At 43.3% G+C, this 13,649-nt stretch carries 4 tRNA genes and 6 rRNA genes; all 10 read left to right on the plus strand.

The features are described from left to right. Nucleotides 1–908 precede the first annotated feature (908 nt). Nucleotides 909–2,423 (plus strand): 16S ribosomal RNA (locus tag Q73A0000_RS15735). Nucleotides 2,424–2,633: 210 nt separating this feature from the next. Then, a tRNA-Ile gene (locus tag Q73A0000_RS15740) sits at nucleotides 2,634–2,707 on the plus strand. Between the two features lie 94 nt (nucleotides 2,708–2,801). Next, a tRNA-Ala gene (locus Q73A0000_RS15745) sits at nucleotides 2,802–2,875 on the plus strand. Nucleotides 2,876–3,246: 371 nt separating this feature from the next. Beyond that, nucleotides 3,247–6,005: ribosomal RNA gene (locus tag Q73A0000_RS15750) — 23S ribosomal RNA — on the plus strand. Between the two features lie 181 nt (nucleotides 6,006–6,186). After that, nucleotides 6,187–6,293, plus strand: a 5S ribosomal RNA gene (gene rrf, locus Q73A0000_RS15755). A gap of 1,783 nt (nucleotides 6,294–8,076) precedes the next feature. Next, nucleotides 8,077–9,594, plus strand: a 16S ribosomal RNA gene (locus Q73A0000_RS15760). A gap of 202 nt (nucleotides 9,595–9,796) precedes the next feature. Then, nucleotides 9,797–9,870 (plus strand) — tRNA-Ile (locus Q73A0000_RS15765). 94 nt (nucleotides 9,871–9,964) lie between these two features. Further along, a tRNA-Ala gene (locus tag Q73A0000_RS15770) sits at nucleotides 9,965–10,038 on the plus strand. A gap of 374 nt (nucleotides 10,039–10,412) precedes the next feature. Next, nucleotides 10,413–13,178, plus strand: a 23S ribosomal RNA gene (locus tag Q73A0000_RS15775). 176 nt (nucleotides 13,179–13,354) lie between these two features. Continuing rightward, nucleotides 13,355–13,462 (plus strand): 5S ribosomal RNA (gene rrf, locus Q73A0000_RS15780). The 16S, 23S and 5S rRNA genes sit together here with 4 tRNA genes alongside, the layout of an rRNA operon. Nucleotides 13,463–13,649: the final 187 nt, after the last annotated feature.

Consider the following 13,649-nt stretch of genomic DNA (forward strand, 5'->3'; position numbering starts at 1 on the left):
AAAACGAATGAACCACTAGAGCTTATCTTATCTGCTCACCGAAATTCTCCAGGAAGAAATGTACTGTTGTTTCGTAGAAGATTTTGATTTAGTTATAGACATTATCAGCGTCCTTCATCGGTTAGTTTATCTTTAAAAATTACGGCGTACCATTATATTAAGTATTCTTCTATTTTCCTTAGGCGTTTCCTTTCCATACTTAGGAACTTTCTACATCATTTTCCCGGCGCTAAAGTTGAGCACTTCCGTTTCAATTCCATGTCTTCTTTATAACGAGCCAAGAACTACTCAGCACTAAACCTTAATTTTACAGCTATCTTTTACTTCAGTTACAACCGCGTTGTTAGTTTAATGCACCTAAATAAAGTATAATCAGATAAAGTGGATAACTCTGAAATAGGCACATTTAATTATTAATCAATAAGTTAAAGTATTACTTATGCACATTTTAAAAATAGATTGGTAATAAGTTGCGAGATCAGTTGAGTCAGTCTACATTTGCACCACTCTAAAAAACAGAGTAGCGAAGTAGAACAGTTGAGTTAATATATAAGTAAGAATAGAGGGAATAAAATTCTTTTATACTTATTAAAATAAAAGCTTGCAAATTAAGAAAAACTTCTTATCTTTGCAATCCCAAATCGAGAGAGATGGGGAGCGAAGTAGGATAAGATTAAATGATAAGAGAAGGAGATTAATGGTAACTTAAAATACTTTTAAAATTCTTCAAAAACATTTGGTCAATTAGAAAAAACTTTATACTTTTGCACTCGCAATTCGGGACCAACGACAGAAAGAGTTCCTGAATATACGCGAAAAGAACAATAGATCATTGACATACAAATAACAACCAAAAAAGTAAGGAAAAACTAAAAGCGATTATAACTTTGAGTGAGTCAGACAAACATACAATGGAGAGTTTGATCCTGGCTCAGGATGAACGCTAGCGGGAGGCCTAACACATGCAAGCCGAGCGGTATTTATTCTTCGGAATAGAGAGAGCGGCGTACGGGTGCGTAACACGTGTGCAACCTACCTTTATCAGGGGAATAGCCTTTCGAAAGGAAGATTAATACTCCATAATATACGATCAGGCATCTGACTGTATTGAAAACTCCGGTGGATAGAGATGGGCACGCGCAAGATTAGATAGTTGGTGAGGTAACGGCTCACCAAGTCCATGATCTTTAGGGGTCCTGAGAGGGAGATCCCCCACACTGGTACTGAGACACGGACCAGACTCCTACGGGAGGCAGCAGTGAGGAATATTGGACAATGGGTGAAAGCCTGATCCAGCCATCCCGCGTGAAGGATGACGGTCCTATGGATTGTAAACTTCTTTTGTATAGGGATAAACCTAGATACGTGTATCTAGCTGAAGGTACTATACGAATAAGCACCGGCTAACTCCGTGCCAGCAGCCGCGGTAATACGGAGGGTGCAAGCGTTATCCGGATTTATTGGGTTTAAAGGGTCCGCAGGCGGACCGATAAGTCAGTGGTGAAATCTCATAGCTTAACTATGAAACTGCCGTTGATACTGTCGGTCTTGAGTAAATTAGAGGTAGCTGGAATAAGTAGTGTAGCGGTGAAATGCATAGATATTACTTAGAACACCAATTGCGAAGGCAGGTTACCATAATTTAACTGACGCTGAGGGACGAAAGCGTGGGGAGCGAACAGGATTAGATACCCTGGTAGTCCACGCCGTAAACGATGCTAACTCGTTTTTGGGGCGCAAGTCTCAGAGACCAAGCGAAAGTGATAAGTTAGCCACCTGGGAGTACGTTCGCAAGAATGAAACTCAAAGGAATTGACGGGGCCCGCACAAGCGGTGGATTATGTGGTTTAATTCGATGATACGCGAGGAACCTTACCAAGACTTAAATGGGAAATGACCGGTTTAGAAATAGACCTTTCGCAAGACATTTTTCAAGGTGCTGCATGGTTGTCGTCAGCTCGTGCCGTGAGGTGTTAGGTTAAGTCCTGCAACGAGCGCAACCCCTGTCACTAGTTGCTAACATTCAGTTGAGGACTCTAGTGAGACTGCCTACGCAAGTAGAGAGGAAGGTGGGGATGACGTCAAATCATCACGGCCCTTACGTCTTGGGCCACACACGTAATACAATGGCCGGTACAGAGGGCAGCTACACAGCGATGTGATGCAAATCTCGAAAGCCGGTCTCAGTTCGGATTGGAGTCTGCAACTCGACTCTATGAAGCTGGAATCGCTAGTAATCGCGCATCAGCCATGGCGCGGTGAATACGTTCCCGGGCCTTGTACACACCGCCCGTCAAGCCATGGAAGTTTGGGGTACCTGAAGTCGGTGACCGTAACAGGAGCTGCCTAGGGTAAAACAAGTAACTAGGGCTAAGTCGTAACAAGGTAGCCGTACCGGAAGGTGCGGCTGGAACATCTCATTTTTGAGACTCTTCGTTAGGAGAGTATAAACAAACAACACGATACGCAAGTATCAGAGCACTTGCTCAAAGTTAGCTTTTAGTTTTTCTTTATTTGGTTGATATTTATAAAAAACATACCCACTAGGATTAGTAATCAGGGAAGGAGATAGAGTATGAGGGAGGAATTCAGTAATAATATTACTAGTTACTCATTACCCATTACTCATTGAGAGTCTCGTAGCTCAGCTGGTTAGAGCGCTACACTGATAATGTAGAGGTCGGCAGTTCGAGCCTGCCCGAGACTACTAATAATAAGACGGGAGATCAATAGATAAGAGATGATAGACGATTAAAAAGTCTCAAATCTCCCATCTGAGAATCTCTAAGTCTCACACTAGCGGGGAATTAGCTCAGTTGGCTAGAGCGCCTGCCTTGCACGCAGGAGGTCAAGGGTTCGACTCCCTTATTCTCCACAGAGTTATAGTGATATAACGAGAATAGTTGCAGAGATGTAGCGACAAGCTTCTAACAGGAAGCAAGCACAGAAGATATTTACATTTAGAGATTTAAGAATTATGCCAGAGGAGGCAGAACGGACTGGATAACCAGGAAGTTTAATAGGATCGAGACCTATATATTCACAGTTTTGAGAGACTGATTTAAAAGTTACGGAAAGAGCCAAAAACAATTTCTGTTCATCAGTTCGACAAGAAGATAAGATCATTGACATTAACGATAAAAACATCACAAAGAGAAAACCGAGCACTTTCGAGTGCCGAGTTTAAATAAAACTAGTTTAACACTTCGGTGTTAGACAAACAAACTGAACTAATATATTATTAGGAAAGAAATCGTTAAGGGCGTATGGCGGATGCCTAGGCTTTCAGAGGCGACGAAGGACGTGGTAAGCTGCGAAAAGCTGCGGGATCGGCACACACGAATTGATCCGCAGATGTCCGAATGGGGCAACCCGGCTGGTTGAAGACCAGTCACTCTGTATTTATATGGAGAGCAAACCCGGAGAACTGAAACATCTAAGTACCCGGAGGAAAAGAAATCGAAGAGATTCCGTAAGTAGTGGCGAGCGAACGCGGATTAGCCCAAAAGTCTTTATATGTTTAGAAGAATGTTCTGGAAAGAACAGCCGCAGACAGTGATAGCCCGGTATTTGAAAAGCATACATAGATGATAAATGAGTAGGGCGGGACACGTGAAATCCTGTCTGAATATGGGGGGACCATCCTCCAAGGCTAAATACTCCTGAAAGACCGATAGTGAACAAGTACTGTGAAGGAAAGGTGAAAAGCACTTCGAATAGAAGGGTGAAAGAGAACCTGAAACCGTACGCCTACAAGCGGTCGGAGCCCACAAGTTGGGTGACGGCGTGCCTTTGCATAATGAGCCTACGAGTTAATTTTACTAGCGAGCTTAAGTACTTCAGGTACGGAGGCGGAGCGAAAGCGAGTCTGAATAGGGCGCTTAGTTAGTAGTATTAGACGCGAAACCTTGTGATCTACCCATGGGCAGGTTGAAGCTTTGGTAACACAAAGTGGAGGACCGAACCGGTTGACGTTGAAAAGTCTTCGGATGACTTGTGGGTAGGGGTGAAAGGCCAATCAAACTGGGAGATAGCTCGTACTCCCCGAAATGCATTTAGGTGCAGCGTTGCGACAAGTTTATTAGAGGTAGAGCTACTGATTGGATGCGGGGGAGTCAAATCCTACCAATTCCTGACAAACTCCGAATGCTAATAAATGTTTCGCAGCAGTGAGGGCATGGGTGCTAAGGTCCATGTCCGAGAGGGAAAGAACCCGGACCAACAGCTAAGGTCCCCAAATCTATACTAAGTTGAAATAACGCGGTTGAACTGCATTGACAGCTAGGATGTTGGCTTGGAAGCAGCCATTCATTTAAAGAGTGCGTAACAGCTCACTAGTCGAGCGGTTCGGCATGGATAATAATCGGGCATAAGTATAGTACCGAAGCTATGGATTTATAATTTTTGAATTATATCTGGTAGGGGAGCATTCTGTTTGCACAGAAGCAGGTCGTGAGGCCTTGTGGAGCGTACAGAAAAGAAAATGTAGGCATAAGTAACGATAAAGGGGCGAGAAACCCCTCACCGAAAGACTAAGGTTTCCTCAGCCATGCTAATCAGCTGAGGGTTAGTCGGGACCTAACGCGAACCCGAAAGGGAAGTGGATGGATAATGGGTTAATATTCCCATACTTGCTCACACTAAAAAGGGGACGGAGTGCCGTACTTACTGGAGACTGACGGAATAGTCAAGACCTAGCCTTCGGGCGAAGTTGTTGTAGGGAAAGTGCTTCCAAGAAAAGCCGAAGTGAAGCAACTCGTACCAAAACCGACACAGGTAGTCGAGGAGAGAATCCTAAGGTGCTAGAGTGAATCATGGTTAAGGAACTAGGCAAAATAGTCTCGTAACTTCGGAAGAAGGGACGCCAGCAGCAATGCTGGCCTCAGTAAAGAGGCCCAGGCGACTGTTTATCAAAAACACAGGACTCTGCTAAATCGAAAGATGCTGTATAGGGTCTGACACCTGCCCGGTGCTGGAAGGTTAAGGAAGGTTGTTAGGGTAACCGAAGCAATTAACTGAAGCCCCAGTAAACGGCGGCCGTAACTATAACGGTCCTAAGGTAGCGAAATTCCTTGTCGGGTAAGTTCCGACCTGCACGAATGGTGTAACGATCTGGGCACTGTCTCAACCATGAGCTCTGTGAAATTGTAGTCTCGGTGAAGATGCCGAGTACCCGCAATGGGACGAAAAGACCCTGTGAACCTTTACTATAACTTCGTATTGACTTTGAATAAACAATGTGTAGGATAGGTGGGAGACTTTGAAGCGGGCACGCTAGTGTCAGTGGAGTCAACGTTGAAATACCACCCTTTGTTTATTTGGAGCCTAACTTCCTAACGGAAGGACAGTGCGTGGTGGGTAGTTTGACTGGGGTGGTCGCCTCCAAAAGAGTAACGGAGGCTTTCAAAGGTACCCTCAGCACGCTTGGTAACCGTGCGTAGAGTGTAATGGCATAAGGGTGCTTGACTGTGAGACCTACAAGTCGATCAGGTGCGAAAGCAGGACATAGTGATCCGGTGGTTCCGTATGGAAGGGCCATCGCTCATAGGATAAAAGGTACTCCGGGGATAACAGGCTAGTCTCCCCCAAGAGCTCATATCGACGGGGAGGTTCGGCACCTCGATGTCGGCTCGTCACATCCTGGGGCTGGAGAAGGTCCCAAGGGTTGGGCTGTTCGCCCATTAAAGTGGCACGCGAGCTGGGTTCAGAACGTCGTGAGACAGTTCGGTCTCTATCTATTGCGGGCGTTAGATGTTTGAGAGGGCTTGAATCTAGTACGAGAGGACCGATTTGAACAAACCTCTGGTGTATCAGTTGTTCCGCCAGGAGCACCGCTGAGTAGCTACGTTTGGAAAGGATAAGCACTGAAAGCATATAAGTGCGAAACCTGCCTCAAGATGAGACATCTTTTAAGGGTCGTTGGAGATGACAACGTTGATAGGCTATAGGTGTAAAGGCAGTAATGTCATAGCCGAGTAGTACTAATTACCCGTAGATTTATTGCCTAATTAAGGTACTCGACAGTGCAACAAGGTTTGCTCTTTGTGATAATTTTATCGATTTTTAAATCAGACAGAAGATTTAAAGACAAGAGATAAGAGACGATGTGTCTCGTGTCTCCAATCTATAAATCTCTAATCTATTTAAAATACATATACTGTACATCCTTTTGTACAAAACAACCTTTAGGGTGGTTTTAGCAGAGGGCTCACCTGTTCCCATTCCGAACACAGAAGTTAAGCCCTCTAGCGCCGATGGTACTGCTAACGCGGGAGAGTAGGTCGCCGCCAGTCTTTTTTTTATCCGCCTCGGCGGAGAACAAGCCTCATACATTTATTTGTATGAGGTTTTTTTGTGCCCAAAAGCCAGAGAAACAAACACAAACGAATAATGCAATAGACTAAAAAACATGAGATGAACAGATAATAGACGGGAGATGAGAGACAAAAATGAGAATTAACTCATATAGATATTTGGAGATGATTTCCGAAGGAAATCTTAATCTTCTTAACTCATTAATCAAAATCTTAATATTAAAAATTTTTCAGATTATGGTTTTTGTAGACTAAGATATTTTCTCTTTTACTCTAAGTTTTGAATTGATCTATAATTGCGATCCGGACCTTAAATGATGATATTATTTTTTTATAATTCTTTCACTTGCAAAAACGAACAAACCTTTAGGATTATATTATGATACCCACATGACCATGATGAAGATAAAAGTTAATTGATTTTAATTGCTTGGTATCTTTAATATCAAAAGAATAGAGAGTATCTTATTTTTTAGCTTAAATAATTAATTTAATTGAGACTTCTTTATAATCTGAAATTATTTTAAGATAGTATAAAAGAAAACTTAAGGATTGTAATTTTATATATTTATATTGCAGTATCAATTTTTGTAATTAAACTACAATAGAGCATTTATTTAAAAACTTTAAGATTATTTTTAGTAACATATTATAAATAGTATAATCAAATTATTGAGTTGCTAATTTAAATTACAATGTTCAAATGCTTGATTCCTTTTTTAATGATCAAATGCTTTGTAATTTTTAAATTGTACAATCAGAGCTGGTCAGCAGATTTTATTTTAAGGATAAAATAAATTCCTCTCAGCAAAATATTTCTAGAGCAAAGGTCCCTGGTCATTTTTAGAAATCAAACAAAGCAATTGAGATTATCCACATTCTGTTCACCGAAATTCTCCAGGAAGAAATGTACTGTTTTTTTTCTGAGTAGGTTTTGATTTAGTTATAGTAATTATTGTAGTTTTAATCTGCTACTTTATCTTTAAAAAATTACGGCGTACAACTATATTAAGTACTCTTCCATTTTCCTTAGGCGATTCCTTTCCATACTTAGGAACTTTCTACATCATTTTCCCGGCGCTAAAGTTGAGCACTTCCGTTTCAATTCCATGTCTTCTTTATAACGAGCCAAGAACTACTCAGCACTAAACCTTAATTTTACAGCTATCTTTTTACTTCAGTTACAACCGCATTGTTAGTTTAATGCACCTGAATAAAGTATAATCAGATAAAGTGGATAACTCTGAAATAGACATATTCAATTATTAGTCAATAAGTTAAAATATTACTTATACACATTTTAAAAATAGATTGGTAATAAGTTGCGAGATTGACTGAGTGGGATTACATTTGCACCACTCTAAAAAACAGAGTAGCGAAGTAGAACAGTAGAGTTAATATATAAGTAAGAATAGAGGGATTAACTTTCTTTTGTACTTATTAAAATAAAAGCTTGCAAATTAAGAAAAAATTCTTATCTTTGCAATCCCAAATCGAGAGAGCTGGGGAGCGAAGTAGGAGGAGATTGAATGATAAGAAAAGCAGATTTAATGGTAACTTAAAATACTTTTAAAATTCCAAGAAAAACATTTGGTCAATTAGAAAAAACTTTATACTTTTGCACTCGCAATTCGGGACCAACGACAGAAAGAGTTCCTGGATATACGCGAAAAGAACAATAGATCATTGACATACAAATAACAACCAAAAAAGTAAGGAAAAACTAAAAGCGATTATAACTTTGAGTGAGTCAGACAAACATACAATGGAGAGTTTGATCCTGGCTCAGGATGAACGCTAGCGGGAGGCCTAACACATGCAAGCCGAGCGGTATTCTGGATTTATTCAGGAGAGAGCGGCGTACGGGTGCGTAACACGTGTGCAACCTACCTTTATCAGGGGAATAGCCTTTCGAAAGGAAGATTAATACTCCATAATATATGACCAGGCATCTGGTTATATTGAAAACTCCGGTGGATAGAGATGGGCACGCGCAAGATTAGATAGTTGGTGAGGTAACGGCTCACCAAGTCCATGATCTTTAGGGGTCCTGAGAGGGAGATCCCCCACACTGGTACTGAGACACGGACCAGACTCCTACGGGAGGCAGCAGTGAGGAATATTGGACAATGGGTGAAAGCCTGATCCAGCCATCCCGCGTGAAGGATGACGGTCCTATGGATTGTAAACTTCTTTTGTATAGGGATAAACCTAGATACGTGTATCTAGCTGAAGGTACTATACGAATAAGCACCGGCTAACTCCGTGCCAGCAGCCGCGGTAATACGGAGGGTGCAAGCGTTATCCGGATTTATTGGGTTTAAAGGGTCCGCAGGCGGACCGATAAGTCAGTGGTGAAATCTCATAGCTTAACTATGAAACTGCCGTTGATACTGTCGGTCTTGAGTAAATTAGAGGTAGCTGGAATAAGTAGTGTAGCGGTGAAATGCATAGATATTACTTAGAACACCAATTGCGAAGGCAGGTTACCATAATTTAACTGACGCTGAGGGACGAAAGCGTGGGGAGCGAACAGGATTAGATACCCTGGTAGTCCACGCCGTAAACGATGCTAACTCGTTTTTTGGGGCGCAAGTCTCAGAGACCAAGCGAAAGTGATAAGTTAGCCACCTGGGGAGTACGTTCGCAAGAATGAAACTCAAAGGAATTGACGGGGGGCCCGCACAAGCGGTGGATTATGTGGTTTAATTCGATGATACGCGAGGAACCTTACCAAGACTTAAATGGGAAATGACCGGTTTAGAAATAGACCTTTCGCAAGACATTTTTCAAGGTGCTGCATGGTTGTCGTCAGCTCGTGCCGTGAGGTGTTAGGTTAAGTCCTGCAACGAGCGCAACCCCTGTCACTAGTTGCTAACATTCAGTTGAGGACTCTAGTGAGACTGCCTACGCAAGTAGAGAGGAAGGTGGGGATGACGTCAAATCATCACGGCCCTTACGTCTTGGGCCACACACGTAATACAATGGCCGGTACAGAGGGCAGCTACACAGCGATGTGATGCAAATCTCGAAAGCCGGTCTCAGTTCGGATTGGAGTCTGCAACTCGACTCTATGAAGCTGGAATCGCTAGTAATCGCGCATCAGCCATGGCGCGGTGAATACGTTCCCGGGCCTTGTACACACCGCCCGTCAAGCCATGGAAGTTTGGGGTACCTGAAGTCGGTGACCGTAAAGGAGCTGCCTAGGGTAAAACAAGTAACTAGGGCTAAGTCGTAACAAGGTAGCCGTACCGGAAGGTGCGGCTGGAACATCTCATTTTGAGACTCTTCGTTAGGAGAGTATAAACAAACAACACGATACGCAAGTATCAGAGCACTTGCTCAAAGTTAGCTTTGTTTTTCTTTATTTGGTTGATATTTATAAAAACATACCCACTAGGATTAGTAATCAGGGAAGGAGATAGAGTATGAGGGAGGAATTCAGTAATTTACTAGTTACTAATTACCCATTACTCATTGAGAGTCTCGTAGCTCAGCTGGTTAGAGCGCTACACTGATAATGTAGAGGTCGGCAGTTCGAGCCTGCCCGAGACTACTAATAATAAGACGGGAGATCAATAGATAAGAGATGATAGACGATTAAAAAGTCTCAAATCTCCCATCTGAGAATCTCTAAGTCTCACACTAGCGGGGAATTAGCTCAGTTGGCTAGAGCGCCTGCCTTGCACGCAGGAGGTCAAGGGTTCGACTCCCTTATTCTCCACAGAGTTATAGTGATATAACGGGAACAAGTTACAGCAATGTAGCGACAAGCTTCTAACAGGAAGCAAGCACAGAAGATATTTACATTTAGAGATTTAAGAATTATGCCAGAGGAGGCAGAACGGACTGGATAACCAGGAAGTTTAATAGGATCGAGACCTATATATTCACAGTTTTGAGAGACTGATTTAAAAGTTACGGAAAGAGCCAAAAACAATTTCTGTTCATCAGTTCGACAAGAAGATTTAAGATCATTGACATTAACGATAAAAACATCACAAAGAGAAAACCGAGCACTTTCGAGTGCCGAGTTTAAATAAAACTAGTTTAACACTTCGGTGTTAGACAAACAAACTGAACTAATATATTATTAGGAAAGAAATCGTTAAGGGCGTATGGCGGATGCCTAGGCTTTCAGAGGCGAAGAAGGACGTGGTAAGCTGCGAAAAGCTGCGGGGATCGGCACACACGAATTGATCCGCAGATGTCCGAATGGGGCAACCCGGCTGGTTGAAGACCAGTCACTCTGTATTTATATGGAGAGCAAACCCGGAGAACTGAAACATCTAAGTACCCGGAGGAAAAGAAATCGAAGAGATTCCGTAAGTAGTGGCGAGCGAACGCGGATTAGCCCAAAAGTCTTTATATGTTTAGAAGAATGTTCTGGAAAGAACAGCCGCAGACGGTGATAGCCCGGTATTTGAAAAGCATACATAGATGATAAATGAGTAGGGCGGGACACGTGAAATCCTGTCTGAATATGGGGGGACCATCCTCCAAGGCTAAATACTCCTGAAAGACCGATAGTGAACAAGTACTGTGAAGGAAAGGTGAAAAGCACTTCGAATAGAAGGGTGAAAGAGAACCTGAAACCGTACGCCTACAAGCGGTCGGAGCCCACAAGTTGGGTGACGGCGTGCCTTTTGCATAATGAGCCTACGAGTTAATTTTACTAGCGAGCTTAAGTACTTCAGGTACGGAGGCGGAGCGAAAGCGAGTCTGAATAGGGCGCTTAGTTAGTAGTATTAGACGCGAAACCTTGTGATCTACCCATGGGCAGGTTGAAGCTTTGGTAACACAAAGTGGAGGACCGAACCGGTTGACGTTGAAAAGTCTTCGGATGACTTGTGGGTAGGGGTGAAAGGCCAATCAAACTGGGAGATAGCTCGTACTCCCCGAAATGCATTTAGGTGCAGCGTTGCGACAAGTTTATTAGAGGTAGAGCTACTGATTGGATGCGGGGGAGTCAAATCCTACCAATTCCTGACAAACTCGAATGCTAATAAATGTTTCGCAGCAGTGAGGGCATGGGTGCTAAGGTCCATGTCCGAGAGGGAAAGAACCCGGACCAACAGCTAAGGTCCCCAAATCTATACTAAGTTGAAATAACGCGGTTGAACTGCATTGACAGCTAGGATGTTGGCTTGGAAGCAGCCATTCATTTAAAGAGTGCGTAACAGCTCACTAGTCGAGCGGTTCGGCATGGATAATAATCGGGCATAAGTATAGTACCGAAGCTATGGATTTATAATTTTTGAATTATATCTGGTAGGGGAGCATTCTGTTTGCACAGAAGCAGGGTCGTGAGGCCTTGTGGAGCGTACAGAAAAGAAAATGTAGGCATAAGTAACGATAAAGGGGGGCGAGAAACCCCCTCACCGAAAGACTAAGGTTTCCTCAGCCATGCTAATCAGCTGAGGGTTAGTCGGGACCTAACGCGAACCCGAAAGGGGAAGTGGATGGATAATGGGTTAATATTCCCATACTTGCTCACACTAAAAAGGGGACGGAGTGCCGTACTTACTGGAGACTGACGGAATAGTCAAGACCTAGCCTTCGGGCGAAGTTGTTGTAGGGGAAAGTGCTTCCAAGAAAAGCCGAAGTGAAGCAACTCGTACCAAAACCGACACAGGTAGTCGAGGAGAGAATCCTAAGGTGCTAGAGTGAATCATGGTTAAGGAACTAGGCAAAATAGTCTCGTAACTTCGGAAGAAGGGACGCCAGCAGCAATGCTGGCCTCAGTAAAGAGGCCCAGGCGACTGTTTATCAAAAACACAGGACTCTGCTAAATCGAAAGATGCTGTATAGGGTCTGACACCTGCCCGGTGCTGGAAGGTTAAGGAAGGTTGTTAGGGTAACCGAAGCAATTAACTGAAGCCCCAGTAAACGGCGGCCGTAACTATAACGGTCCTAAGGTAGCGAAATTCCTTGTCGGGTAAGTTCCGACCTGCACGAATGGTGTAACGATCTGGGCACTGTCTCAACCATGAGCTCTGTGAAATTGTAGTCTCGGTGAAGATGCCGAGTACCCGCAATGGGACGAAAAGACCCTGTGAACCTTTACTATAACTTCGTATTGACTTTGAATAAACAATGTGTAGGATAGGTGGGAGACTTTGAAGCGGGCACGCTAGTGTCAGTGGAGTCAACGTTGAAATACCACCCTTTGTTTATTTGGAGCCTAACTTCCTAACGGAAGGACAGTGCGTGGTGGGTAGTTTGACTGGGGTGGTCGCCTCCAAAAGAGTAACGGAGGCTTTCAAAGGTACCCTCAGCACGCTTGGTAACCGTGCGTAGAGTGTAATGGCATAAGGGTGCTTGACTGTGAGACCTACAAGTCGATCAGGTGCGAAAGCAGGACATAGTGATCCGGTGGTTCCGTATGGAAGGGCCATCGCTCATAGGATAAAAGGTACTCCGGGGATAACAGGCTAGTCTCCCCCAAGAGCTCATATCGACGGGGAGGTTCGGCACCTCGATGTCGGCTCGTCACATCCTGGGGCTGGAGAAGGTCCCAAGGGTTGGGCTGTTCGCCCATTAAAGTGGCACGCGAGCTGGGTTCAGAACGTCGTGAGACAGTTCGGTCTCTATCTATTGCGGGCGTTAGATGTTTGAGAGGGCTTGAATCTAGTACGAGAGGACCGATTTGAACAAACCTCTGGTGTATCAGTTGTTCCGCCAGGAGCACCGCTGAGTAGCTACGTTTGGAAAGGATAAGCACTGAAAGCATATAAGTGCGAAACCTGCCTCAAGATGAGACATCTTTTAAGGGTCGTTGGAGATGACAACGTTGATAGGCTATAGGTGTAAAGGCAGTAATGTCATAGCCGAGTAGTACTAATTACCCGTAGATTTATTGCCTAATTAAGGTACTCGACAGTGCAACAAGGTTTGCTCTTTGTGATAATTTTTATCGATAACTATTAGACTAAAAGATAATAGACTGATAGATAATAGACCCATGGTCTACTACCTACCACCTAAAATCTACAGCCTAATTACAATATACTGTACATCCTTTTGTACAAAACAACCTTTAGGGTGGTTTTAGCAGAGGGGCTCACCTGTTCCCATTCCGAACACAGAAGTTAAGCCCTCTAGCGCCGATGGTACTGCTAACGCGGGAGAGTAGGTCGCCGCCAGTTTTTTTAAACCTCAATCAGAAATGATTGAGGTTTTTTTTGTGCCCAAAAACCAAAGAAAAGACAAGGACAAAGAGAAGACCAAAAGATAATAGACGGATTTGGCATTACCATTTTTATCGAAAATCTTAATATTCTTAACTCCTTAATCCAGATCTATTGCTGAAAATATTTATTATCTAAAATTTAT

Origin of the sequence: Kaistella flava (ex Peng et al. 2021), from assembly GCF_015191005.1 — a bacterium.
Lineage (GTDB): Bacteria > Bacteroidota > Bacteroidia > Flavobacteriales > Weeksellaceae > Kaistella > Kaistella flava.